At 61.9% G+C, this 25,047-nt stretch carries 25 protein-coding genes, 1 tRNA gene and 1 pseudogene; 11 read left to right on the forward strand and 16 right to left on the reverse strand.

All coding sequences use genetic code 11. The features are described 5' to 3' along the window. Positions 1 to 12: 12 nt before the first annotated feature. Together cobS and IM739_RS01185 are read right to left on the reverse strand one after the other, a co-directional pair. Positions 13 to 1,005 (reverse strand): cobaltochelatase subunit CobS, encoded by a 993-nt coding sequence (gene cobS, locus IM739_RS01180; protein ID WP_237369456.1) that lies wholly within the window; start codon positions 1,003 to 1,005, stop codon positions 13 to 15. A 58-nt stretch (positions 1,006 to 1,063) separates the two neighbouring features. Next, the gene (locus IM739_RS01185; protein WP_237369457.1) at positions 1,064 to 1,690 is read right to left on the reverse strand and encodes a J domain-containing protein; all 627 of its coding nucleotides are present in this window, start codon (positions 1,688 to 1,690) and stop codon (positions 1,064 to 1,066) included. A gap of 130 nt (positions 1,691 to 1,820) precedes the next feature. Here IM739_RS01185 and IM739_RS01190 point away from each other — a divergent pair, with 130 nt between their 5' ends. After that, on the forward strand, positions 1,821 to 2,102 hold the full coding sequence (locus IM739_RS01190; RefSeq protein WP_237369458.1) for a BolA family protein: 282 nt from the start codon (positions 1,821 to 1,823) through the stop codon (positions 2,100 to 2,102). A gap of 41 nt (positions 2,103 to 2,143) precedes the next feature. Here the strand turns inward: IM739_RS01190 and IM739_RS01195 are convergent. The 3 genes and pseudogenes from IM739_RS01195 to IM739_RS01205 all read right to left on the reverse strand — a co-directional run. Further along, a pseudogene (locus IM739_RS01195) lies at positions 2,144 to 3,007 on the reverse strand (HlyC/CorC family transporter); the annotation flags it as partial. Between the two features lie 17 nt (positions 3,008 to 3,024). Next, positions 3,025 to 4,152: a 3-dehydroquinate synthase gene (gene aroB, locus IM739_RS01200; protein WP_237369459.1), complete on the reverse strand. Its 1,128-nt coding sequence runs from the start codon at positions 4,150 to 4,152 to the stop codon at positions 3,025 to 3,027. Then, on the reverse strand, positions 4,149 to 4,769 hold the full coding sequence (locus IM739_RS01205; RefSeq protein WP_237369460.1) for a shikimate kinase: 621 nt from the start codon (positions 4,767 to 4,769) through the stop codon (positions 4,149 to 4,151). Before IM739_RS01205 ends, aroB begins: the two co-directional genes overlap by 4 nt. A gap of 149 nt (positions 4,770 to 4,918) precedes the next feature. Here IM739_RS01205 and IM739_RS01210 point away from each other — a divergent pair, with 149 nt between their 5' ends. From IM739_RS01210 to IM739_RS01230, 5 genes are all read left to right on the forward strand, one after another. Beyond that, a complete protein-coding gene (locus tag IM739_RS01210; protein ID WP_237369461.1) occupies positions 4,919 to 5,071 on the forward strand; it encodes a hypothetical protein in 153 nt (50 codons plus the stop codon). A gap of 30 nt (positions 5,072 to 5,101) precedes the next feature. After that, the gene (xerD, locus tag IM739_RS01215; RefSeq protein WP_237369462.1) at positions 5,102 to 6,043 is read left to right on the forward strand and encodes a site-specific tyrosine recombinase XerD; all 942 of its coding nucleotides are present in this window, start codon (positions 5,102 to 5,104) and stop codon (positions 6,041 to 6,043) included. 62 nt (positions 6,044 to 6,105) lie between these two features. Next, positions 6,106 to 7,059 carry an acetyl-CoA carboxylase carboxyltransferase subunit alpha gene (locus tag IM739_RS01220; RefSeq protein WP_237369463.1) on the forward strand — a complete coding sequence of 318 codons (954 nt, stop codon included), beginning with the start codon at positions 6,106 to 6,108 and terminating at the stop codon, positions 7,057 to 7,059. Between the two features lie 171 nt (positions 7,060 to 7,230). Next, complete coding sequence (locus tag IM739_RS01225) at positions 7,231 to 8,580, forward strand: L,D-transpeptidase family protein (protein WP_237369464.1); 1,350 nt, start codon at positions 7,231 to 7,233, stop codon at positions 8,578 to 8,580. 5 nt (positions 8,581 to 8,585) lie between these two features. After that, positions 8,586 to 8,819 carry a sulfurtransferase TusA family protein gene (locus IM739_RS01230; RefSeq protein ID WP_237369465.1) on the forward strand — a complete coding sequence of 78 codons (234 nt, stop codon included), beginning with the start codon at positions 8,586 to 8,588 and terminating at the stop codon, positions 8,817 to 8,819. An 82-nt stretch (positions 8,820 to 8,901) separates the two neighbouring features. Here IM739_RS01230 and IM739_RS01235 read toward each other — a convergent pair whose 3' ends face one another. Beyond that, entirely contained in the window at positions 8,902 to 10,101 is a 1,200-nt protein-coding gene (locus tag IM739_RS01235; RefSeq protein ID WP_237369466.1) for a CobW family GTP-binding protein, read from the reverse strand. 42 nt (positions 10,102 to 10,143) lie between these two features. Next, positions 10,144 to 11,271, reverse strand: a complete 1,128-nt coding sequence (locus IM739_RS01240) for a D-alanyl-D-alanine carboxypeptidase family protein (protein WP_442981078.1) — start codon at positions 11,269 to 11,271, stop codon at positions 10,144 to 10,146. Positions 11,272 to 11,427: 156 nt separating this feature from the next. Between IM739_RS01240 and IM739_RS01245 the strand changes: the two genes are divergently transcribed. The 3 genes from IM739_RS01245 to IM739_RS01255 all read left to right on the forward strand — a co-directional run bounded on the left by IM739_RS01245 (position 11,428) and on the right by IM739_RS01255 (position 13,114). Then, positions 11,428 to 12,591 (forward strand): M20 aminoacylase family protein, encoded by a 1,164-nt coding sequence (locus tag IM739_RS01245; protein WP_237369467.1) that lies wholly within the window; start codon positions 11,428 to 11,430, stop codon positions 12,589 to 12,591. An 81-nt stretch (positions 12,592 to 12,672) separates the two neighbouring features. Continuing rightward, positions 12,673 to 12,749, forward strand: a tRNA-Arg gene (locus IM739_RS01250). Between the two features lie 128 nt (positions 12,750 to 12,877). Continuing rightward, entirely contained in the window at positions 12,878 to 13,114 is a 237-nt protein-coding gene (locus tag IM739_RS01255) for a hypothetical protein (protein ID WP_237369468.1), read from the forward strand. 75 nt (positions 13,115 to 13,189) lie between these two features. On the opposite strand, the gene IM739_RS01260 is transcribed toward IM739_RS01255, so the two are convergent. From IM739_RS01260 to IM739_RS01270, 3 genes are all read right to left on the reverse strand, one after another. After that, the gene (locus IM739_RS01260; protein ID WP_237369469.1) at positions 13,190 to 13,345 is read right to left on the reverse strand and encodes a hypothetical protein; all 156 of its coding nucleotides are present in this window, start codon (positions 13,343 to 13,345) and stop codon (positions 13,190 to 13,192) included. A 78-nt stretch (positions 13,346 to 13,423) separates the two neighbouring features. Further along, complete coding sequence (locus IM739_RS01265; protein ID WP_237369470.1) at positions 13,424 to 13,756, reverse strand: hypothetical protein; 333 nt, start codon at positions 13,754 to 13,756, stop codon at positions 13,424 to 13,426. Then, positions 13,753 to 14,088, reverse strand: a complete 336-nt coding sequence (locus IM739_RS01270; RefSeq protein ID WP_237369471.1) for a hypothetical protein — start codon at positions 14,086 to 14,088, stop codon at positions 13,753 to 13,755. The genes IM739_RS01265 and IM739_RS01270 overlap by 4 nt, the downstream gene beginning before the upstream one ends. Before the next feature lie 377 nt (positions 14,089 to 14,465). On the opposite strand from IM739_RS01270, the gene IM739_RS01275 reads away from it, so the two are divergent. Continuing rightward, on the forward strand, positions 14,466 to 14,984 hold the full coding sequence (locus IM739_RS01275; RefSeq protein WP_237369472.1) for a sigma-70 family RNA polymerase sigma factor: 519 nt from the start codon (positions 14,466 to 14,468) through the stop codon (positions 14,982 to 14,984). 328 nt (positions 14,985 to 15,312) lie between these two features. Here the strand turns inward: IM739_RS01275 and IM739_RS01280 are convergent, their stop codons facing one another. Then, the gene (locus IM739_RS01280) at positions 15,313 to 15,813 is read right to left on the reverse strand and encodes a YciE/YciF ferroxidase family protein (protein ID WP_237369473.1); all 501 of its coding nucleotides are present in this window, start codon (positions 15,811 to 15,813) and stop codon (positions 15,313 to 15,315) included. 171 nt (positions 15,814 to 15,984) lie between these two features. Next, the gene (locus tag IM739_RS01285) at positions 15,985 to 17,820 is read right to left on the reverse strand and encodes a heavy metal translocating P-type ATPase (protein ID WP_237369474.1); all 1,836 of its coding nucleotides are present in this window, start codon (positions 17,818 to 17,820) and stop codon (positions 15,985 to 15,987) included. A gap of 122 nt (positions 17,821 to 17,942) precedes the next feature. Here IM739_RS01285 and dxr point away from each other — a divergent pair, with 122 nt between their 5' ends. Next, a complete protein-coding gene (gene dxr, locus IM739_RS01290; protein ID WP_237369475.1) occupies positions 17,943 to 19,121 on the forward strand; it encodes a 1-deoxy-D-xylulose-5-phosphate reductoisomerase in 1,179 nt (392 codons plus the stop codon). Between the two features lie 3 nt (positions 19,122 to 19,124). On the opposite strand, the gene IM739_RS01295 is transcribed toward dxr, so the two are convergent. From IM739_RS01295 to IM739_RS01310, 4 genes are all read right to left on the reverse strand, one after another. Then, positions 19,125 to 20,246, reverse strand: coding sequence for a serine hydrolase domain-containing protein (locus IM739_RS01295; RefSeq protein WP_237369476.1), 1,122 nt, complete (start codon positions 20,244 to 20,246; stop codon positions 19,125 to 19,127). Positions 20,247 to 20,323: 77 nt separating this feature from the next. Beyond that, a complete protein-coding gene (hemA, locus tag IM739_RS01300) occupies positions 20,324 to 21,538 on the reverse strand; it encodes a 5-aminolevulinate synthase (protein ID WP_237369477.1) in 1,215 nt (404 codons plus the stop codon). 222 nt (positions 21,539 to 21,760) lie between these two features. After that, positions 21,761 to 22,561 (reverse strand): FAD binding domain-containing protein, encoded by an 801-nt coding sequence (locus tag IM739_RS01305; RefSeq protein ID WP_237369478.1) that lies wholly within the window; start codon positions 22,559 to 22,561, stop codon positions 21,761 to 21,763. 13 nt (positions 22,562 to 22,574) lie between these two features. Continuing rightward, a complete protein-coding gene (locus IM739_RS01310; protein ID WP_237369479.1) occupies positions 22,575 to 24,941 on the reverse strand; it encodes a xanthine dehydrogenase family protein molybdopterin-binding subunit in 2,367 nt (788 codons plus the stop codon). Positions 24,942 to 25,047: the final 106 nt, after the last annotated feature.

The following is a 25,047-nucleotide window of genomic DNA, read 5'->3' on the forward strand; positions in this document are numbered from 1 at the left end:
TGATCGTTTCCCTTATGCGCCAAGCACGATGTTGGCGGCACTTTCCTTCAGCTCGACGCCGAAGGCGCGCTGATACTGTTCGGCGACCAGCGTCCGCTCCAGCTCGTCGCACTTGTTGAGGAAGGTCACGCGGAAGGCAAAGGCCACGTCGCCGAAGATCTCGGCATTCTCGGCCCAGGTGATCACGGTACGCGGGCTCATCACGGTCGAAAGATCGCCGTTGATGAAGGCGGCGCGGGTGAGATCGGCAAGGCGAACCATGCGCGAAACCGTGTCGCGACCCTCAGCGGTTGCGCCGAAGCTCTTGACCTTGGCCGCGACGATTTCGACTTCGTTGTCATGCGGCAGGTAGTTCAGCGTGGTAACGATCGACCAGCGGTCCATCTGCGCCTGGTTGATCTGCTGCGTGCCGTGGTAGAGGCCGGTCGTGTCGCCGAGGCCAACGGTATTGGCCGTCGCAAAGATGCGGAAAGCGGGATGCGGGCGGATGACACGGCTCTGGTCGAGCAGCGTCAGGCGGCCCGAGGATTCCAGGACGCGCTGGATGACAAACATTACGTCCGGGCGGCCAGCATCATATTCGTCGAGCACGAGCGCGACATTGTGCTGATAGGCCCAAGGCAGGATGCCGTCCTTGAATTCGGTGACCTGCTTGCCGTCCTTGAGCACGATGGCGTCCTTGCCGACGAGGTCGATACGGCTGACATGGCTGTCGAGGTTGACACGCACGCAGGGCCAGTTGAGGCGGGCTGCGACCTGCTCGATATGGGTGGACTTGCCGGTACCGTGGAAGCCGGACACCATGACGCGGCGGTTATGGGCAAAGCCGGCCAGGATCGCAAGCGTCGTGTCGCGGTCGAACAGATAGTCCGGGTCGAGATCCGGCACATAGGGGTCGCCCTTGCTATAGGCCGGGACGCGGATATCGCTGTCTATTCCAAAAACCTCGCGCACCGACACGGTTGTGTCGGGGAGATTGGAAATATCAAGATCAATTTTGCTCATCGTTTCTCCATGCCAGGCGCTGCCGACCGGCCGCATATCGTCGCTGCTGCTTCTCGGATTAACAGAAACCCGCCTGCTTTAACAATTGGTAGGCTTGAATAACAGCGCGAAAACGCTCTTCCGAACCCCTGTCTCCGCCATTTGCATCGGGATGGTGTTTTTTTACAAGCTCCTTGTAGCGGGTCTTGATCTCGGTCGCCGTCGAATTGCCCGAAAGACCGAGCGTATCCAGCGCCTTGGCCTCCATGGTCTTCAGCTTGCGCAGCTGCGGCTGGAAGCGTGCGCCGCCGGTCCTGCCCTGCTGCACGAAGCCGAACGGATCCTTCATGCGCGCCTGTGACGCAGCCGAACCGGAGCGGGCCGTCGAATGCAGCGGGCTTGTCTTGGCCGCCTTGTTGACGCCCACCGTCCAGGTCGGCCGGTGGCCGGTGATCGCTTCCTTCTGGTAGCGGGCGATCTCGGTATCCGACAGGCCGGAGAAATAATTGTAGCCCTTGTTGTAATCCTTCACATGCTCGAAGCAGAACATGAAAAACTGACCCTCGGCGTGGCGACCCACGGGAGCGCGATGGGCACCCGGCTTGTCGCAGCCGTCCCACTGACAGGTTGGATTGGATGGCTCGGGCTCCGCCGCGCGCTTGCGTTTGGTGCGGATCCGATCGAAGTATTTCGAGTCGAGTTTCATCGGGTAATTATGGTGCCTAGACCGTGGCGCGACAAGAATTGACAAATCGGAATGTTGCGCGCTTTGTGGGGCTTTTTCCGCAAGCCAGACCACCAGCCAGACCAGACCGGCAGACGACGAGGAACGAGACATGTCCGTGCGCAACCGCATCGAGGAAAAATTGCGCCAGAGCTTTGCCCCGGAACGACTGGACGTGATCGATGAAAGCGCCCACCACGCCGGACATCAGCCGGATATCACCGGCACGGGCGAGACCCATATGCGGGTGCGCATCGTCTCGGCACGTTTCAGCGGCCTTAGCCGTCTCGCCCGCCACCGTGCGGTGACCGACATCCTGAAGCCGGAACTCGATGCCGGGCTGCATGCGCTGGCCATCGAGCCGGCGGCACCGGGCGAACCGACGCGCTGGTAGGACAAAGGCCGGTCACGGCCTGCCTTGTCACACCCGTCTGGTCAAGCCTCTGTCTTTACCGCTTCGATCGGCCGGATGCGCAGCTTGGTGATGCGGTTCTTTTCCCGTTTCATCACGATGAACCGCTTGCCGTAGAAGGTGAAGGCCTGCCGTTCTTCGGGAATCGAGCGTGATTCGTGGATGACGAGACCGGCAATCGTCGTCGCCTCCTCGTCCGGCAGGTCCCAGTCGAGCGCGCGATTGAGATCGCGGATCGGTACGGCGCCATCGACCACCATCGAACCGTCGGATTCCTGCCGCACGCCCTGCAGTTCCAGGTCATGCTCATCGGCAATATCGCCGACAATTTCCTCCAGGATGTCCTCCAGCGTCACGACGCCCTGGACCTCGCCATACTCGTCGACGACGACGGCGAAATGCAGCTTGCGACGCAGGAAGGCGTTGAGCTGCTCCTTCAGCGTCGTGGTATCGGGAACGAACCACGGCTTCTGCGCGATCTTGATGATGTCGAGATTTTCCGGCTCGACATTGGGTTCCGCCAGCGACCGCAGGAGATCCTTCGCATGCACGACGCCGATGATGTTTTCCGTCGAGCCGCGCCAGAGCGGCATGCGCGTGTAGGGGCTTTCCAGCACGGCCCGCACCGCCACATCCGGCAGATCATCGGCATTGATCGCCCGCATCGCCGTGCGATGGATCATGACATCGGAAACCTCGAGCTCCTCGAGATCGAAGAGACCGCTGAGCCGGTCTTTCTGCTCCTTGTCGAACTGGCCATCGCGATTGATGAGATCGAGCGCCGCATGCAGCTGGTCATGGCTGGACAAGGCAAGGGTCTCGGCCGTCGGCTGCACGCGGAAGCCGCGCAGCAGGCCGCGCACCAGCGCGTTGACGAAGCGGGTCAGCAGGGACCCCGCGGCCGTCATTTCGCCCGCTTCTCTTCGAGGAAGGACACGACCTCGGACGATGGCACGTCATCGGCGACAAAGGCTTCGCCAAGGCCGCGCGTCAGGATGAAGGTCAGCTTGCCGCCCTTCACCTTCTTGTCCTGGGCGATCGCATCCATCAGCACGTCGGTCGGCGGCAATTCGCCGGGGATCTCGTCCATCCGGGTCGGCAACCCGACGGCGCACAGATGCGCCTCGACACGGCTTGCGAGATCGGGGCTGGCAAGGTTCATCCGGGCGGAGAACTGGTGCGCCAGCACCATGCCGATCGACACGCCTTCACCATGCACCAGCCGCTTGCTGTCATATTGCGTCGCGGCTTCGAGCGCATGACCAAAGGTATGGCCAAGATTGAGCAGCGCCCGGCGGCCGTTTTCCCGTTCGTCGGCCACCACTACATCAGCCTTGGCCTGACAGCTGACGGCAATCGCTTCGATCCGGGCCTGACCGCCGGCAAAAACGTCACGCCAGTTGGTTTCAAGCCATTCGAAGAAATCCGGCTTGTCGATCAGGCCGTATTTCGCCACTTCCGCATAGCCGGCGCGGAATTCGCGCTCCGACAACGTATCAAGCACGTCGGTATCGGCGAGAACGAGATCCGGCTGGTTGAAGATGCCGATCAGGTTCTTGCCCTGGCGGGCGTTGATGCCGGTCTTGCCGCCCACGGAACTGTCGACCTGCGAGAGAAGCGAGGTCGGGATCTGCACGAAACGCACGCCGCGACGCACGATGCCGGCGGCAAAGCCGGTGAGATCGCCGATCACCCCGCCGCCGAGCGCGATCACCGCGTCATTGCGCTCGATGCGCGCTTCAAGCAGCACGTCGCAGACCTGGGTCAGGCTGGCAAAGCTCTTGGTCTTCTCGCCGGCAGGCAGTGTCACCGACACCGCCTCGATACCGTCCGTCTGAAGGCTGTCCATCAGGCCGTCGAGATAGCGGGCCCCGACATTCTCGTCGGTGACGATGGCCGCACGTCTGCCCTTGATGCGGCTGGAAATCTCGCCGCCAGCGCGCGCAAGCAGACCGGGCCCGATCAGGATATCATAGGCGCGTTCGCCGAGCGGCACATGCACCAGACGTTCCGAATTCTCGACCTTGCTCATGCTGTATCACCCTTACCGCTCTTTTCGATGCCAGTCTTTTCGATGCCAGTCTTCTCGATGATCGCCATCAGGACCTCGTTGGCGATCACTTCCTTGCGCACATCGCGCGACTGGATTGTCAGATCCGCCAGTTCGTAGACCGGATAGCGCTTGTCCATCAGATCCTTGAGGGTCTGCTTGGGGTTCTCCGTCTTCAACAACGGCCGATGATCGCGCTTGTTGACCCGTTCCCAGAGAACCTCGAGATCGGCTTTAAGCCACAACGAGATACCGCCCCGCTCGATCTGCTTGCGTGTCTTGTCGTTGATGAAAGCGCCGCCGCCAGTGGACACGACGCGCGGCCCCGAGCGCAGCAAGCGCTTGATCACCCGCGTTTCCAAGGCCCGGAATTCTTCCTCGCCATAGGCCGCGAACAACTCGCTGATCGACATGCGCGACACGCGTTCGATCTCGACATCGGTATCGACGAATGGCAGGCCGAGCTGGTTGGCCACCATCCGGCCGACCGCTGACTTGCCGGCCCCCATCAGGCCGACGAAAACCAGGTTGCGTCTTCCGAGCGCTACCCTGGCGCGCGCGCCCAGACTGGAGGCAAGATTGAGGATCGTATCGGTCATCGGCCCGTTCGCAACTGTTTCATCACGGTATTGACAAATGCGGGGCAAGCGTCAAGCCGTTGACGCAAATCGACACAAGGATCACAGCACCCTTGCAAGTCACAACGCCTATTCCCTATGTTCAACGCGTCGAAGGCCAAGGACCGTTCATGCCGACATTGTTTCGCTTTCTTTTCATCTGCGCAACGATCGCCGGCATCATCTATGCCGTCATGTGGTCGCTCACGGTCTTCGTCGAGCCGAGGGAACGGGATGTCACGATCAAGATCCCCTCGGAACGCGTGAACCCGGTCGAACAGTAACGCTAGACAACAGCAAGGACACCCAATTCTGTGGCGGATCTGAGCCAGGCACGGGTCGAGGCCTTCCTCGAAATGATGAGCGCCGAACGCGGCGCCGCCGCCAATACGCTCGCGTCCTACGAGCGCGACCTGGACGACCTGCATTCGTTTCTGACGACCCGGAAGGCGACGCTGGGCAGCGCCGACCGCACCGACCTGTCGGCCTATCTGTCGGATCTGGCAAAGCGCGGCTTTCAGGCGACATCACAGGCCCGCAGACTTTCGGCGATGCGCCAGTTCTACAAGTTTCTCTATGCTGAAGGCCTGAGGGGCGATGATCCGACGGCCATCCTCGATGCACCGAAAAAGGCACGCTCGCTGCCAAAGACCCTGAGCGTCGAGGATGTCGGCAACATGCTGGCGCTTGCCGAACAGGAAGCCGCCCTGCCCGGCCCGGACCAGCCTGCCAGGCTCAGACTGCTGGTGCTGCTGGAACTGCTCTATGCGACGGGCATGCGCGTCAGCGAACTGGTTTCGCTGCCGGTCAAGGTGCTGGCCCAGGAGGGACGGTTTCTCGTCGTCAAGGGCAAGGGCAACAAGGAGCGGCTGGTACCCCTGTCGCGCACGGCCATCGAGGCGCTCGCCCGCTACGGCGAAACGCGGGCAGCGACACCCGGCCATGCCGACAGCCCGTTCCTCTTTCCATCCGCCAGCAAGGAAGGCCATCTGCCGCGCCAGGTCTTTGCGCGCGACCTGAAGGATCTGGCCATCCGCAGCGGCCTGCCGGCAGCAAGCGTATCGCCGCATGTCCTGCGCCACGCCTTTGCAAGCCACCTTCTCGGCAACGGCGCGGACCTTCGCGCCGTGCAGGAATTGCTCGGCCATAGCGACATTTCAACGACACAAATCTATACACATGTGCTGGACGAGAGACTGCAGCAATTGGTCCAAACGCATCACCCCCTTGCAAAACAGGCGAAAAACCACGATTAGGACCGGCAATACCGGTTCCCGGCAGCCGCAAGGCCAGGGACAAAACGATCGGAACTGACTCCATGCATAATTATCTCGACTTCGAAAAACCAATTTCAGACCTCGAAGCCAAGATCCGCGAACTGAAGAAGATCGCGGAAGAGGACGAGAGCATCGATACCTCAGAAGAGATCAGCCGGCTCGAAGGCCGCGTCGACGAGGCGATGGCCGAGATCTATTCCAAGCTCAATGCCTGGCAGAAGACGCAGGTTGCGCGCCATCCGCAGCGCCCGCATTTCGTCGACTATGCCAGCCATCTGTTCACCGACTTCACACCGCTGGCCGGCGACCGCAAGTTTGCCGAGGATGCCGCCATCCAAGCCGGCCTCGCCCGCTTCCGCGGCCAGCCGGTGGCCGTGATCGGCCAGGAAAAGGGCAACGACACCAAGTCGCGCCTGAAGCACAATTTCGGCAGCCCTCGCCCCGAAGGCTATCGCAAGGCGATCCGCGTCATGGAGATGGCCGATCGCTTCGGCCTGCCGCTGATCACCCTGATCGACACGGCCGGTGCCTATCCCGGCGTCGGCGCGGAAGAACGCGGCCAGGCGGAAGCCATCGCCCGCTCGACCGAAATGTGCCTCGGCCTGAAAGTGCCGATGGTTTCCGTCGTCATCGGCGAAGGCGGCTCCGGCGGTGCGATCGCGATTGCCACCGGCAACCGGGTCTACATGCTGGAGCATGCGATCTATTCTGTCATCTCGCCGGAAGGTGCGGCCTCCATCCTCTGGCGCGACTCGACGCGCGCCAAGGAAGCGGCGACCAACATGAAGATCACTGCCGAAGACCTGAAATCCTTCGGCATTATCGACGGCATCATCCAGGAACCGGTCGGCGGCGCCCACCGTGCCCCGGAAACCGTGATCAAGTCGACAGGCGACGTCATCGCGTCCGCGCTGGCGGACCTGACGCCGCTGTCGGGCGAAAAACTGCGCAACGACCGCCGTCAGAAATTCCTCGATATCGGCCGTAATCTCTAGGGCGGTGGCCGTACTCGGCCATCACTCTGCCGCTTTGCAACAGTATCGCAGCAAAATTGCCCCGGAATGAATTGCTCCGTGGTTTATAATTTGTGAAGAAAGCAGTCATAAACTAAAAGGGGCCTGACCTGCCAAGGCCGCTTGATCTGTTCTTGAAAAGAGCTTTTGCGAATGCGCTGGAAATCGACAGCCCTTGTATTGATCTTCGCCGCGGCGCTTGCCGGCTGCAATGACACGCTGGAAAGTGCAACCTACGATTCCCCCAAGGTCTCCAACAAGATCCAGCAGCCGCTTCCGGCGCGCCTGGTCGCGGAGATCCAGAAGAAGGGCATGGATCGCAACGCGCCGATCATGCTGCGCATCTTCAAGGAAGAAGGTGTGCTGGAAGTCTGGAAGGCCAAGACCAACAATCGCTTCGACAAGGTCGTCGAATACGACATCTGTGCCTGGTCTGGCCGTCTCGGCCCCAAGGTCAAGGAGGGCGACCGGCAGGCGCCGGAAGGCTTCTATCCGCTGACGCCTTACCACCTCAATCCGAACTCGAAATATTACCTCGCGATCAATACCGGGTTCCCCAATCGCTTCGACCAGGCTAACGGCCGCAGTGGCTCCAACCTGATGATCCACGGCGCCTGCTCGTCATCGGGCTGCTATTCGATGACCGACGCGCAGATCCTCGAGATCTATGCCTTTGCCCGCGACGCCTTCAAGGGCGGCCAGCAGAGCATTCAGCTGCAGGCATTCCCGTTCCGCATGACGGCCGAAAACATGGCCCGTCATCGCCACAGCCAGCACTATGATTTCTGGAAGACGCTGAAGGTCGGCTACGACAATTTCGAAGTCACCAAGCGCCCGCCGGACGTCAATGTCTGCGAAAAGAAATATGTCTTCAATCAGCAGACGACCGATGGCAAGGGCTTCAACGCCCAGGCCGCCTGCCCGCCGATGTCGACGCCGCCGGCGCTCGAGATGGCACTGGCAAGCTACAACAAGGAATACGATCGCAACTACGCCAAGGCGTTGAACAAGTTCGACGGCAAGATCTGGTATGATCCGAGCGAAGCCGAGCGCAAGGCGCTTGTCGCTGACCTGCGCAAGTCGCGGTCGCACGATCTCGCCTTTGCACCGACCGGTTCGGCGCTCGCAGCCGGCAAGCTGCTCGACATCGATGACGTCAATCCGACCGCGCTTGCAAGTGCGACTTCGGCTCCAGCGGCGATCAGCCAGTTGACCGCCAAGCCGCCGGCTGCCGGCACGACCGCAACCGCGGGCGCAACGGTGGCAGGCACGGCACAGACAACTGCACCGGTCGCAACCGCCCCGGCAGCGGCGACAGCAACCGCGACCGCATCAGCTGCTCCCGTCACGCCGACTGCCCCGACTGCAGCACCTGCACAGACGACGGTAACGACGCAGGCCGGACAGTCCGTCGTTCCGGTCCCGCAACCCAATCCGCAGACGGCGGAAACGACGGTCGCGGAAGCACCGGTGAAGAAGAAGCCGTTCTGGAAACTCTGGTAGTCGGCATGACCGAACCCGTGCTCTACGACCTCAAGGGGCTGAAATGCCCCTTGCCGGTCCTGAAAACACGGCGGCGCCTCGCCCACATGCCGCCGGGCGCACTGTTGGTCATCGAGACCACCGACCCGCTGGCCGTCATCGATATCGCCCATTTCTGCCGTGAAGACGGACACGCCCTGCTGGAAACGCAGCCGCTCGACAGCGGCCACCGGTTTCAGATCCGCAAGGGCGGCGAATAGAAGCGCCAGGAACGATGGCGACTAGAGCATTTCCAGCCGACGCGTGATCGCTTCGCGTCGGACAATGCGGAAAAACAAAGACTTAGAGCCGGTAGCCCGGGATCGCCAGCGGATTGTCGACCATCGCCGCACGATCCGGCCGGTCGATGCCGACCCGGCCGGTGAAGGCGCCGAACAGGTCCCGCACATAGTCCTCCGACAGATCCCGGGTGATCAGCACCAGCCGCGTCTTGCGGTCGGACCCCTCGGGCCAGGCCGGCAGACGCACCGGCATATGGAAGATCGACTGCACCCCGTGCAGGACCAGCGGCCTGTCAGGCCGGTCGGTCAGGGCGACAATCGCCTTCATCCGCAACAGCTTTTCACCATGCGTCGACCGCAGCAGGTCGATGAACATGTTGAGCGCCATCGGATCGATCGGCTGATCGTGGATGATCGAATAGGAGCGAATGGAATCACCGTGCCGGTTGACGTCATGATGCCCGTCATGGCCGTGATGGTGCACATCAGCATGCTCATGGTGGTGATGGTCATGATGGTCATGATGGTCATGGTCATGTTCATGGTCGTGGTCATGCCCGTGACCATCAGCATGAGCATGGTGCTCATGCGCCACCTCGTCCTTCAGCCAGCGATCGACATCGGCGATCTTGGTCGCCGGGTCATAGAGACCGTTGACCAGGATAGAAGCGCTGCCGGCCTCGTCGGTATCGCCATCGGTGATCGGCGCACGCGGATTGAGCACCCTCAGCCGCGCGACCAGCGCCTTCGTATCGCCGGCTTCCGGTAGGGTGGTCTTTGTCAGGATCAGCCGGTCGGCAACGGCAATCTGCTTGTAGGCCTCGGTGAAGCCATCGATGTTCGACAATCCGTTGACGGCGTCGACGACGGTAATCACGCCGTCCAGATCGAAATGCTGCGCGATCGCCGGATGGCCCATCACCGACTGCATCACCGGCGCCGGATCGGCGAGGCCGGTGGTCTCGATGACGATGCGCGACAGCGGCTTGATCTTGCCGGTCTGCATGCCGTCGACCAGTTCGGCCAGCGTATCGACCAGTTCGCCGCGCACGGTGCAGCACAGGCAGCCATCGGACAGTTCGACCACGGTGTCGCTGGAGGATTCGACCAGCAGGTGGTCGATGCCGACTTCGCCGAATTCATTGATGATGACGGCTGCGTCCTTCATCGCCGGATCCTTGAGGATCCTGTTCAGCAGCGTCGATTTCCCGGCGCCGAGGAATCCGGTCAGGATCGATACCGGGATACGTCCGATGCTCATGTCTTTCACTTTCACTCAGAAGATCCCGCCGATCGCGGCAGATCAGAAGGTCGGCCGCGGCCGCGGGATCGGCACATTGGCGATTTCGCTCATCTGCGCCCCGCCCTTGGTCTTGTCCTTGCCCTTCTCCGCCGGCTCTCCGCCGGAAATAAGGCCGGCATAGCTGAAGCTCGGTTCGTGATCCATTTCATGGATATAGGGCGACAGCAGCTTCATCCGCCCGACCTCGTCGCGTCCCTCGCTGCGAACCTGGCGGGCCTTCGGGTTGCAGATCTCGCTGCTGATATCCACCACCTGATCGAGACCTTCCCCATAGGGCTGAAGGCTCTCCAGGCGCCCGCCGGCCTTGGACGTCGTCAGCCCCTTCTGCAAAAGGTCCGCGGACTGGTCGGCACGCGCGCCGAGGCTGTCGGCGCCGAGCACGACCGAAATGACGGTACGCCCGTTGCGGGTCGCCGACGAGACCTGATTGAATCCGGAGGCGCAGATATAGCCGGTCTTCATGCCGTCAGCACCGTCGAACCGGCCGACCAGCAGATTGTAGGCGGCATAGTTCTTCTTGCCGGTCGTCACGCCTTCGAGCGCGAAATAGCTGGCATATTCGGGGAAATCGCGACGGATGGCGGCAGCCAGCAGGGCAAGGTCGCGCGCCGTGGTATACTGCCCCTTGCCCGGCAAGCCGTTCGGATTGACGAAGCGCGACGAGGTCATGCCGAGCGCCATGGCATCGGCATTCATCCGCGCGACGAAGCGCTCCTCGCTGCCGCTCACCGTCTCGGCGATCGCAACAGCGATGTCATTGGCCGACTTGACGATGAGGAGCTTGAACGCGCTGTCGAGCGTCAGTTTCGAGCCTGGCTTGAAATAGGTCTTGCTGGCCGGTTCGGCAGCCGCATGAGGGCTCATCGTCACGATGCTCTGCAGCGACAGTTCACCCGCCCGGATCGCCTTGAAGGCGGTATAGGCCGTCATCAGCTTGGTCAGCGAGGCGGGATACCACTTGCGGAAGGCTTCCTGATGTTCGATCACGCGGCCGCTCTTGACATCGACGACGATCATCGGATTGGCCACGGCGAAATTCGGCACGGCAATCGCCGACAGACAGGCAACGACCGCAACGCGGCGCAACGCTCCTGCTGAGGACAATATGCTTGGAAACTTCGTGGACACGACTTCAATCCTCTCACATTGGGGATATCTCGCATTCGGCATCTGTTTGCCGTAGCAACGCAAGCAATGGCAAAGCCTATTGAATACGTCAATCAGGAGGCGCACATTCCGCGCCGACAATCACGTGATCCGCAATGCACCGACCAGGACAGCCACATGCCAATTCTGAACCGCGCCGCCGAACTCCAATCGGAGGCCACCGAATGGCGCCGCCATCTGCACGCCCATCCCGAAATCCTCTATGACGTTGAAAATACGGCCAGCTTCGTCGAGCAGAAGCTCAAGGAATTTGGTGTCGACGAGGTGGTAACGGGAATTGGTCGTACCGGTGTCGTCGGCGTGATCAAGGGGCGCGGCCAGGGCGATCGCGCGATCGGGCTGCGCGCCGACATGGATGCCCTGCCGCTCACCGAGATCACCGGCAAGCCCTGGGCATCGACGACCGAAGGCCGGATGCATGCCTGCGGCCATGACGGCCACACCGCCATGCTTCTCGGCGCGGCGAAATACCTGGCCGAAACCCGCAATTTCCACGGCAACGTCGTGGTGATCTTCCAGCCTGCGGAAGAAGGCGGACGCGGAGCGCTGGCCATGGTCGAAGATGGCCTGATGGAGCGCTTCGGCATCGAGGAAGTCTATGGCATGCACAATATGCCCGGCATGGCGGCCGGCAGCTTTGCCATACGCAAGGGCGGTATCATGGCCGCACCCGACAAGTTCGCCATCAAGATCACCGGCCGCGGCGGCCATGCCGCCGAACCGCACAACACCGTCGATACCATCGTCGTCGGCGCACAGATCGTCGGCGCGCTGCAGACGATCGCCGCCCGCAACGCCAATCCGCTTCGCTCGGTGGTGGTCTCCGTTACCCAGTTCCACGCCGGCACGACCCACAACATCATCCCGGAAGAGGCCTTTCTGACCGGCACTGTGCGCTCTCTGGACGAAACCGTGCGCGACCTCGCCGAAAGACGCATCGCCGAACTGGCGCACGGGATCGCTGCGGCAAACAGCGCAAAGGCGGAATTCGAATATGAACGCGCCTGCCCGGTGACCGTCAATCACCCATCCGAGACCAACCATGCCGCACAGGCGGCCATCGACATCGTCGGCACGCAGAATGTCGATACCGATGTCGACGCCTCCATGGCGGGCGAGGATTTCGCCTTCATGCTACAGGCGCGGCCCGGCGCCTATATCATGATCGGCAACGGCAATTCGGCAGGGCTTCACAACCCGGCCTATGACTTCAACGACGAGGTGATCGGCCACGGCATTTCCTACTGGGTGCGCCTGGCCGAGCGACGCCTAACCGAATAGTTGCCTTTGGTCGATGCAAGCACGGCCGGACAAGCAAAATCACTTGGCTTGCCGGCTTTGCTTTTGTATGGAGAAGATAGTGGTCCCGTAGCTCAGCAGGATAGAGCATCAGATTCCTAATCTGAGGGTCACGCGTTCGAATCGCGTCGGGATCACCATTTGACCAATTTTCGTCTGTAGACATTGAAGGGTTGTATTCGGGCTGGAAACAGTCATGATGGCAACTTACGCAACGCCGACGTTTTGTGTTCCAAACGCGTCAGCCTTGAACGGGAGGAGGCCAATCATGGCATCTGTATCCCTCGGCTCTTCGGCTCATGAAAAAGCCGACATCGTCGAACGTGCGGTAAGACGGATCAGTCGCCAGGAAAATTTGATCCTCGATACAAAACAGGCCGACAATGCCACCGCCTTACTGATCTATCTGGTCGAAAGCGGCGTTCAGGATGAGGACGAACTGGTAGAATTCGCCTCGCTTGCCAAGGGAAAGCGGTACGACCCCGCTGACGGCAGCTTCACCTGAAAGGGCGTCGCACTCTTTGGAGTGCGCCGTTTTTGGGATGACCTATCGGGTCATCCAGCTCACGCTTCATCCCGACTATCGGTCATCCTTGCCATAGATTTCGCCGGTCAACGCATCCCGGCGATAGCGAGCGCTCGTGTAGAGACGCATCTGCATCATTCCATAGGCAATGACGGCACCGACGACGACAGGGCCAAGCAGAAGCACCAGAAACCAGAGAAAGTTGGACATCCGCTCTCCTCCCAAGCGAATATTTCAGCTTCTTCTTACTTACCAAATCCCAATGCAAGAGTCTCTAAAAACCGCCGGTCAGGCATCTTTTTCACGGGCAGACTTCTCTTCGATGGCCGACTGCAGCTCCAGAGCAAGCTCGATCAGGCGGTCCGGTATCGGTTCGCGCGTGTGCTCGCACATCAACAGATCGAGCTTTTCCCGAACAATGCCTCCGGTACGATTGCGGCGTCCTGCCCCGGACGCCCCCGTTGTCTTTACCATTCGGTCCTCCGATACTGATGTCTTCACGCGCTGCTCTCTCTTTACTATCTGCCAGTCAAGCCTTTTACGAAACAGGGGCGAGTGCGGTTCATCAAAGATAAGCGCCCTTCGGGCGATGAACATGCGATCGTCATGCGGCTTCGTCATGCCTCGCCAAGCTTCAGTTCCGGGAATTTTGCAACAAGCGATACATAGTCGCGAAAGGGCTGCGATGCGCCACTGAGAATGACGCTGACATTGTCGTCGGTTCCAACCGGCGTGTCATGTGAGACATCGGTCCGATCACCATTGGCAAGAATGAGGGTCGCGCGTGATTTGAACCCTTGCTTGAGCAACCAGTCACGCGGCACATGCAGACTGACGCTTGCCTGGTATCGCCCGTCGACCTCTTCCGCGGCCACCTGGTAGGCCACCGGTGAAAGCCGCTCCCCAATCAGGATCTGCCCCTGTCCGTCGGCGTTTTCGAGGTGTCTGGCCATCGCTCGCTCCTTCTCGTTGCCCGTGCCGGTATCCGTCATTGCACGATGAGGTCATGTGGAAAGAACACTTCCCGCTGGCAGTTGTTCCCGCCAACCGTTCCGCCAGGGCGGTCAACCCGCGGCGGAGGGTGAATGCCGCTGCGGCAAACCGGCAGTGTCAGCGCGCGAGGTGATAGACCCGGCAACCCGTCGATCGGAGTACGGAACGACGGTGAATGGTGGCCGCCTCGGGCTGTCCCGGCGCGGTGCGGGACAGCCCGAGGCAGCCCTTTACGATTGCGGCCGCAACCGGACGTGGGTGCGCTGTGGGCCACGTGGGGAACTATGCGTATGGCGATGCGTTTCCGATCCATTGCATCTGATAGTTACCGTGGAGGATGGCGAACTTGTCGATCCGTAGAGCCGAGCTTGCCGCACAGTCCGACGTTGTCGACCTCATTCCGGCATTGCGTGCCTTTGCCCGCACCTTTTGCCAGAAGCCCGAGGAAGCTGACGACCTGGTGCAGGAGACATTGATGAAGGCCCTGGCCAATCTCGACAAGTTCGAGCCCGGCACCAGGCTCAAGTCGTGGATCTTCACCATCATGCGAAACACCTTTTGCACCCGCATCAAGAAAAGCAGCCGCGAGAGCATCGGCCTGCCGGACGCGATTGCCGCAGGTCTGGTGACCGAGGCAAGCCAGGATTGGGTCGTGCAAGCCGATGAGGTCCGCCGGGCCCTCGAACGCCTTCCCGCGCACCACCGCGAGATCCTGGTGCTGATCGTCATGCTTGGCGAGCGCTACGAGGATGCTGCCGTCATTTGCGGCTGCGCCGTCGGCACGATCAAGAGCCGCCTCAACCGCGCCCGCGAACAACTGAGACGGGAACTCGGAGAGACCGACCAGGACAGGTGATCCGGATGCGGATCACATAGTCGCCTACCTGCCATTGCGAAAGCGCCGTGCCTTGTATGCGGGGGCGGTATGTCAGCGGCGGTTGTATGCGACCGCGATTGCTGACTGACACAACGCTGGCCAGGTAGGTGGAGCACGCAGGGAGCGTTCGCGAAGACGAGTGTAGGAACTAGACAGGACACAACAACAAGCCGGCAAGGTGACTTGCCGGCTTGTTGTGTCCTGGAGAGCAAAACCGGCGCCAAGGCCTGGCGATGCTGATCCATCTCTGGCGCGATCGAGCGTTACCGCGCTTCGACGAAACACGGGAACGCCCTGGCGACAAAGGTTACGCTGCCTTCTTCTGCGCCGCGGAATTGACGGCGGTCTCCGCCAGCTTGGTCAGCGCGTCGTCGGTCTTCGATTCTTCTGCAAGCGTTGCATCCAGAAGCTTCACCGCCTCGGCATAGCCGAGCTGCTTGGCCCAGGCGCGAAGCGTGCCGTAGCGGCTGATCTCGTAGTGCTCGACGGCCTGCGCTGCGGCAAGAAGGCCGGCATCGAGCGCCGGGGAGGCCTTGAACTCCTCCATGATTTCCTCGCCTTCCTCGATAATGCCATCGATGGCGGCACAGGTCTTGGCACGCGGACGCTTGCCGATGATTTCGAACACCTGCTGCAGGCGCTCAATCTGGCCTTCGGTTTCGTCCTTGTGCTGCTGGAAGGCTGCCTTGAGCTTCTCGCTCTGCGCACCCCGTGCCATCTTCGGCAGGGTTTTCAGGATCTTGCGTTCGGCGTAGTAGATGTCCTTGAGCGTTTCGTAGAACAGGTCTTCGAGGGTCTTGTCGGCCATTGGGGTTCTCCTCAGTGTTTGAAATGACACGACTCGAACGGCGCTCAACGCCGATTGTTCCTGGAACACCGCAGCTTTCGCGACAAAGCGTCCCGATGCGACGCCCCACGGCCCGCCCGCTATGCCCGCTTCTGGCGCCGGCGAAAAAAGAAGAAAACGCAACCGAAAAAATCAGCCGGCACGCCGCAGCGCGCGCAGTGCATTGAGGATCACCGCGACATCGATGACTTCCTGAAGCAGTGCTCCCCGCACGGGCGTGAGATAGCCGAAGGCCGCCGCGACCATCGCGCCACCGGACAGGACCAGCCCGGCAACGGCACTCTGCACCGCGATGAAGCGGGCACGTTTTGCAATCGCGACCGCCTGTGGCAGGCGTGACAGATCGTCTACCAGCAGCACAACATCGGCGGTCTCGGAAGAGGCCGCAGATCCGCGCGCGCCGATCGCGATCCCGACATCGGCAACCGCCAACGCCGGCGCGTCGTTGACGCCATCGCCAACCATCATCACCGGTCCATGCAGCCTTTCGGCTTCGATCACCGCGACCTTTCGTTCAGGCGTCAGATCGCCATGGGCCGCATCCAGGCCAAGACGGGCCGCGGCCTCGACGACGATATCGCTTCGGTCCCCCGATGCCATGACGAGCCGCATGATGCCGACCGCGCGGAATGCATCGACCGTCTGCCCGGCATCCTCCCGTACCTGATCGGACAGCAGGATATGGCCGGCGCCGCGTCCGTCGATGGCAACGGCGACCACTGCGGTTTCGACCGGCACCGTCTGGCGTGGCAGAAGCTCGCCCGGCGCCAGACGGGATGCGACGAATCCTCCGCCGCCGACCGTGACACGACGGCCGTCCACCAGACCTTCGATACCGGACCCCGCACTCTCGCGGATGTCTTCGGGCAGATCGAGATGCAGACCGCGCCCGACGGCGGCACGCACCAGTGCTTCGGCGGTGATATGACCCGATGCCTGGTCAAGCGACGCGGCAAGCCGCAGGATGTCATCGGGACCAAAGCCCGGGCAGCAGCGGATTTCGCCAACCTCCGGCCGGCCTGCAGTCAGGGTGCCGGTCTTGTCCAGCACGACGACCTTCACCGCGGCCAGGGCTTCCAGTCCACCGCCACCCTTGATCAGCACGCCATGAGCCGCCGCCCGCGACATGCCGGAAATCACCGCCACCGGAACCGCGAGGATCAAGGGACAGGGCGTCGCAACCACCAGCACGGCTAGCGCGCGGGTGGCATCCTGGCTGAACCCGTAGGCGAGGCCCGCGAGCACAAGGGTCAGGGCAAGGAATGCCAGCGCGTAGCGATCCGCCAGCCGCACCATCGGCGCACGGCTTTTCTGCGCATTCTCCACCAGCCGGACGATGTTCGCATAGGTGCTCGCCGCGGAATCGCGCAGCACCAGCAGATCGAAGGGCGCACCGACAACCGTCGCGCCGCTCGGCACTTCGGCGCCCTGCAGAAAACGGACCGGCAGCGGTTCTCCCGTCAGTGCCGAAAGATCGAGTTCGATGGCACCGGCAAGCACCCGGCCATCGACCGGGATGACCTCGCCACTGCGCATCAAGGCACGATCGCCGGGCTTGAGGGCCTCGATCGGCACAGAGGCCAGATCGGCGCCGCGATAGACCATGGCAGTCCGCGCCACACGACCCAGGAGGGCGGTCATGTCGCGCCGCGCCCGCCCCTCCGCGAAACTCTCCAGCTGCTGCCCACCGGCATACATCATCGCAACGATCGCTGCGGCCAGCGTTTCTCCCAACAGAAGGGCAACGCCGATCGACAGGGCGGCAATCGCATCGACGCCAACCTTGCCGGACAGGACGGAGCGGACAATTTCGGTCAACAGCGCAATCAGCACGACCAGCCCGCTGACCAGCCAGGCTGTCGATGCCAGGTCGGATCGGCCGAGCGCATAGGACAGGCCGCCGAGGGCCAATCCGAAGAGGGCGAAGCCGGCCAGCAGGGCGGGCATCAATTCACGCAAACGCAGCATCGTCACATCCTGTCTCGGCGTGGACCATCATTCACCCGATCGGTTGAACGGCCCGGCCCTTGCTGGTCCCTGCGTTCCCTTGTAGAGCCATCTCTGAATGAAGCAATTCGGACATAAGCAGCATGATCGATAGCGAGCGGCATCGCCGTATCACCGTTCTCGGCTCCACCGGGTCGATCGGTGTCAATACACTCGACGTGATCGAGCAATTGGGTGGCCGCGAACGCTATGACATCATGGCCGTGACCGGCAACGGCAATATCGAACTTCTGGCGGAACAGGCGCGGCGCACCGGCGCCAGGCTGGCCGTCACCGCCGACGAAAGCCAGTATTCCGCGCTGAAATCCGCATTGTCCGGTTCCGGCGTCGATGTCGCGGCTGGAACCTCCGGCCTTGACGAAGCCGCCGACATGGATGCCGGCTGGGTCATGGCAGCGATCGTCGGCACTGCAGGCCTTGCGCCGACACTGCGCGCAGCGGCCCGCGGCGCGGATATTGCCCTCGCCAACAAGGAATGCCTGGTCTCGGCCGGCGCGCTGTTTGTCGATGCCGTGCGCCAGGCCGGCGGCCGGCTGATCCCGGTCGACAGCGAACATTCGGCCATCTTCCAGTGCCTCGACAACGACCAGCGCCATGCGCTGGAGCGCATCGTGCTGACGGCGTCCGGAGGACCCTTCCGCACCCATACGCGGGAGCAGATGGCCAATGTCACGGTCCAGACGGCCCGCAGCCACCCGAACTGGTCGATGGGCCTGAAGATCTCCGTCGGCAGCGCCTCGATGTTCAACAAGGCCCTGGAAATGATTGAGGCGAAATACCTCTTCGATGTCCGGCCTGACCAGATCGAGGTGATCGTGCATCCGCAGTCGATCATCCATTCGATGGTCGGTTATGCCGATGGTTCGGTCATCGCCCAGCTCGGCGTTCCCGACATGCGCACCGCGATCGGCTATGCGCTGACCTATCCGAAACGCTGCACGCTCAACGTCGATCGGCTCGATTTCGCCAAGCTCGCCCGCCTCGACTTCGAAGCCCCGGACGAGACCCGCTTTCCGGCGATCCGGCTCGCCCGCACCGCGCTGGAACGCGGCGGTCTGCAGGGCGCGATCCTGAATGCCGCGGAGGAAACCGCCTTCGACGCCTTCGTCGAGGAACGCATCGGCTTCCTCGACATGGCAGACGTGGTGGAGCGGGTGATGGATGACATGACGGATTTTGGCGAGGCATCCGTCATCGCCGATATCTTCGCCGCCGACCACGAGGCACGCCGGCGGGCGGTTGGATTTATCGCAAACAGCTGACGCTCAGCCCCGCCCGTAAACCGCGGCTCTCAGAATTTCCGGATAGGCGCCGGTGCAGCCTTCGACCGCATTGTTGGTCAGGCTGACCACCGTGAGCTTTTCGGCCGGATCGATGAGCCAGGTATTGCCACAGACCCCACCCCACTGGATCGCTCCCCTGGGCAGCGCCGTCGCGGCGGCCTCCGGATCGACGATCAACGCCCCCATGAATCCGAAACGCGCCCCGGGTTCGCCCTCCAGATCCCCAATCTGGTTCGCCAGGGCGGCCACGGCCGTCTCCGGCTTCAACAGCGGAGCACCGCCGGTCCGCAGCACTTCAAGAAGCTTCAGCAGATCATGGGCCGTTCCTGCCATCCCGGCTCCACCGGACTGGAATGCCTTCGTATTGACGATCCGTGACGGCGAAAAGACCGTGCGCCAAGCCGCGTCCTCGCCCGCCACCCACGGATCCGGCATGCGCTGTGGCAGTGTCTCGCCATCCACATATGGCACGGCAAGGCGGCTGGGATCCGTGACATGGAAACGCGCATCGCGCATGCCGAGTGGGCCAGTGACATAGTGCACGACCGCCTCCTCCAGCGTAGCGCCATGGACCGCGGCGATGACCGCACCTAAGATATCCGTGGCAAAGGAATAGCCCCAGCGCGTGCCCGGCTCGAAAGCCAGGGGAATGTCGTTGTGACGGGAGAAATTCTCCTCCAGGCTTAGATCCGTATTGCCAAGCCCGAGCGTCAGCGCCTTGTCCTTGGCCAGCACTTCCAGCGCCGGATCGTAGAGCAGGCCGGATGTGTGGGTCAGCAGATGCCGGATGGTGATTGGCGCCTGAGTGCCGTCAGCCGTCTTGGGTCGAAACCAGGGAAGATGATCAACCACCAGATCGTCGAGCCCGAGCCGTCCTGCATCGATCATGGCGAGCGCCGTGGTCGCAACGATCGGTTTGGTGACGGATGCATAGCGGAAGATCGTATCGACCCGGGTGGGAAGACCGGCTTCGCGGTCCGCCAGCCCGGCAGCGCGTTCAAGCAGCGGCTTTCCATCCTGATAAACTAGCACCACCGCGCCGGTGATGCGTTCGCTGCCGATGCTCTGATCGATGATACGGTTGACGCGCTCGGCAATGGTCATCGGCAATATCCCTCGGATGAAAAATGCGGACCATGTCACCATGGCCCGCATCGTTATGCGAAGGATTTATACTGCGATCAAGCGACTGCGCGGGCAAGCGCGCAGCGCGACCAGAGCTGGTGCAGCGAATGCACCAGATGCTCGAGATCGGCGTCCGAATGCAAAGGCGTCGGCGTGATGCGCAGGCGCTCGGTCTTCTTCGGCACGGTCGGATAGTTGATCGGCTGGACATAGATGCCACAGTTGTCGAGCAGCAGATCGGAGATCCACTTGCACTTGGCGGCATCGCCGACCATGACCGGCACGATATGGCTCGGATTGTTCATGTGCGGAATGCCGGCCGCATCCAGCATGTTGCGCAGGCGGCGCACGCGCTCCTGATGGGCAAAACGCTCGATCTGGCTGGTCTTCAGGTGGCGGATCGAGGCAACCGCGCCGGCGGCCAGTGCCGGCGGCAGCGCGGTGGTGAAGATGAAGCCCGAGGCAAACGAACGGACGAAGTCGCACAGTGCGTTCGAGGCCGCGATATAACCGCCCATCACGCCGAAGGCCTTGCCGAGCGTGCCTTCGATGACCGTCAGGCGATCCATCAGGCCTTCGCGTTCGGCAATGCCGCCACCATGGGCGCCGTACATGCCGACAGCATGCACTTCGTCGAGATAGGTCATCGCACCGTATTTGTCGGCGAGATCACAGATTTCCTTGATCGGCGCGATATCGCCATCCATCGAATAGACGGATTCGAATGCGATCATCTTCGGCGCCTTCGGATCCGCCGCAGCCAGCTTGGCTTCGAGATCCTTGACGTCGTTGTGCTTCCAGATGACGCGTTCCGCCTTGGAGTGGCGAATGCCTTCGATCATCGATGCGTGATTGAGCGCATCGGAGAAAATGATCAGGCCGGGGATCTTGGCGCCGAGCGTGCCGAGGGCGGCCCAGTTCGAGACATAGCCGGAGGTAAAGATCAGCGCCGATTCCTTGCCATGCAGGTCGGCAAGTTCGCGCTCGAGCAGAACATGGTAGTGATTGGTGCCAGAGATATTCCGGGTGCCTCCAGCACCCGCGCCACAGTGGTCGATCGCGCCTTTCATGGCCTCGATCACCTTCGGATTCTGGCCCATGCCGAGATAGTCGTTCGAACACCAGACGGTGACGTCCTGGGTGCCATTTTCGGTGTAGCGGGTGGCGCGCGGGAAATTGCCCTGCTGACGTTCCAGATCAGCAAAGACACGATAGCGCCCTTCCTCGTGAAGCCCTTCAAGCTCGTTCTTGAAAAACGCCTCGAAATCCATGCCTAAACTCCAGCTTTTTGACTCTCTTTTGCGAGCCTCCGGCGTTGCGGTCAACCCCGGTTTTGTAAATTCATTCTAAACTGCGACAAATGGCGCGAGTTTTAGAATCATCGCATATAAATACTAAAGGATCGTCCTCTGTGAAACTTGATCTGCGTCAAGCTGCAACAAAAAGGACGGCCGAAACCGCCCTTTTCAGGTTTTTCACGACAGGAGCGGCGGTTATGCCGCCTGAACAGCGCGTTTTGCCATGACCCGGATGAGATTGGCCCGGTATTCAGCCGTGCAATGCAGGTCCGACATCAGTTCGGACGAATCGATCTCGACACCGGATACGGCTTGCGGCGACCAATCGGTCGCAAACGCCCGTTCAAGTCCGCCATGGCGGAAAACCCCGGACGATCCGGCGCCGGTCACAGCGACCCGCACACCGCCCTCGCCCTTCGAGACGAAGACGCCGGTCATCGCAAATCGCGACGCAGGGTTGGCGAACTTGGCATAGCCCGCCTTTTCCGGCGCCTGGAAACGCACGGCCGTGATGATCTCGTCATCGGCAAGGGCCGTTTCGAACAGGCTGACGAAAAAGGCGTCGGCCGCGATCTCGCGCCGGCTTGTGACAACCGTGGCGCCGAGCCCGAGCACGGCCGCCGGATAGTCGGCCGCCGGATCGTCATTGGCAATCGAGCCGCCGATCGTGCCCATATGGCGCACATGCGGATCGCCGATCAGGGACGCCAGATGCGCCAGGGCAGGACAGACCGACCGGATGGACGCTGACGCAGCGACCTCCGCATGGGTCACGCCGGCACCGATCGTCACCTTGCGGCCCTCGACGGCAATGCCCTTCAACGCAGCGACATGGCGCAGGTCGACAAGATCCGACGGCTGCGCCAGCCTTTGCTTCAGGGTGGCGATCAGGGTCTGGCCACCGGCAATGAATTTGCCATCGTCGGCGCCGGACAGGAGCTTGCCGGCATCCTCGACCGAAGTAGCGCGGTGATAGTTGGTGGAATAGAGATGCATGATCATTCCTCCCTTATTCGGCCGCGTGCCGGACCTGGCGCGCCTGCAGCGCGGACCAGACGGCGAGCGGGGTTGCCGGCATGTTGAGCATGTTGTTGCCAATCGCATCGGTGATCGCATTGATCAGCGCCGGTGGCGAACCGATGGCGCCTGCCTCGCCACAACCCTTGATGCCGAGCGGATTGCCCGGACAAGGCGTATTCTGGTGCGAGACGCTGAATGATGGCAGATCATCGGCGCGCGGCATGGCGTAATCCATGTAGCTGGCGGTCAGAAGCTGGCCATTGGCCGGATCGTAGTGCACGCCCTCCAGCAGCGCCTGGCCGATGCCCTGCGCAATGCCGCCATGGACCTGACCCTCGACGATCATCGGGTTGATGATATTGCCGAAGTCGTCGGCCGCGACGAACTGGACGATCTCGGTCTTGCCGGTTTCCGGATCGACCTCCACCTCGGCGATGTAACAGCCTGCCGGGAAGGTGAAGTTGGACGGATCGTAGAACGCGCCCTCCTTGAGGCCCGGCTCCATGCCCGACGGCAGGTTGTGCCCCGTATAGGCCGCCAGCGTCACCTGGAACCACGGCACGCTCTTGTCGGTACCGGCGACTTTCAGCTCGCCATTGTCGATGACGATGTCGCTTTCGTCGGCCTCCATAAGATGGGCAGCGATCTTCTTTGCCTTGGCCTCGACCTTGTCCAGAGCCTTGACGATCGCCGACATGCCGACGGCGCCGGAGCGCGAGCCATAGGTGCCCATGCCCATCTGCACCTTGTCGGTGTCGCCATGCACGATGGATATATTGTCGAGCGGCACGCCGAGCCGCTCCGACACGAGCTGGGCGAAGGTCGTCTCGTGACCCTGTCCGTGGCTGTGCGAACCGGTCAGGACCTCGACGGTTCCGACAGCGTTGACCCGCACCTCGGCGGATTCCCACAAGCCTACGCCAGCGCCGAGCGAACCGACCGCCGCCGAGGGCGCGATGCCGCAGGCCTCGATATAGCAGCTCATGCCGATGCCGCGCAGCTTGCCGCGTTTGCCGGCCTCTGCCTTGCGAGCGGCAAAGCCGTTCCAGTCGGACGCCTGTAAAGCCACATCCAGCGATGCATCGTAATTGCCCGCGTCATAGTTCATGATCACCGGCGTCTGGTGCGGGAAGCTGCGGATGAAGTTCTTCCGGCGCAGTTCGACCGGCGAAATCCCGAGTTCGCGTGCCGCCGTCTCGACGGTCCGCTCCAGCAGATAGGTGGCCTCCGGCCGACCGGCGCCGCGATAGGCGTCAACCGGAACCGTATTGGTATAGACGGTTCGGACATTGCAGTGGATTGCCGGGATGTCATACTGGCCCGACAGCAGCGTCGCATAAAGATAGGTCGGCACCGCAGACGAAAACAGCGACATATAGGCGCCGAGATTGGCGACCGTATCGACCTTCAGGCCGATGATCCGGTGGTCCTTGTCGAAGGCCATCTTGACCTTGGAGACATGGTCGCGGCCATGCGCATCCGTGAGGAAGGCCTCAGTGCGATCCGATGTCCACTTGACCGGAACGCCGGTCTTCTTCGACGCCCACAGACAGACGATTTCTTCCGGGTAGATGTAGATCTTCGATCCGAATCCGCCCCCGACATCAGGTGCGATGACGCGCAGCTTGTTTTCCGGCGCGACATTGTAGAAGGCGCTCATCACCAGACGTGCAACATGCGGGTTCTGCGAGGTCGTGTAGCAGGTGTAGTGATCCTCCGCGCCGTCATAGATGCCGAGCGTCGCGCGCGGCTCCATCGGGTTTGGCGAAAGGCGGTTGTTGAAGATGTCGATCTCGGTGACATGCGCGGCCTGCGCAATCGCCGCATCGGCAGCGGCACCATCGCCGATCTCCCAGTCGAAGATGAGATTGCCCGGCGCTTCGGGATGCAGTTCGGGCGCACCCGGTTTCAGCGCATCGACGGCAACGGTCACCACCGGCAGTTCATCATAGGCAACCGATACCGCTTCGGCGGCATCGCGCGCCGCGCCGATGCTGTCGGCGACAACGATCGCCACGGCATCACCGACATAACGCACGGTTTCATGGGCCAAGGGCCGCCAGGCGCCCATCTTCATCGGCGACCCGTCTTTCGAATGGATCATCCAGCCGCAGATCAGATTGCCGATGCCATCCGCCAGCAGCTGCTTTCCGTCGAGCACATCGATCACGCCCGACATGGCCTTCGCCGCAGAGGCATCGATGCTTGCGATGCGGGCATGCGCATAAGGCGAACGGACGAAGTAGGCATATTTCATTCCGGGAACGACCATGTCGTCCGTATACCGGCCCTTGCCGGTGAGAAAGCGCTTGTCTTCCTTGCGCGCCACGCGCGCGCCAATCCCTTCAACACCCATTTTCATCTCCTCCAGAGATCAGGATAAAGGCACTCAGGCAGTGGCAGCAGGCAGGGGTGGTGTCACGGCAGCGATGGCCGACACCCTTCGATTGTCTGCTGCCCGT

The sequence above is a fragment of the Rhizobium sp. SL42 genome (assembly GCF_021729845.1).
In the GTDB taxonomy this organism is placed as follows: domain Bacteria; phylum Pseudomonadota; class Alphaproteobacteria; order Rhizobiales; family Rhizobiaceae; genus Allorhizobium.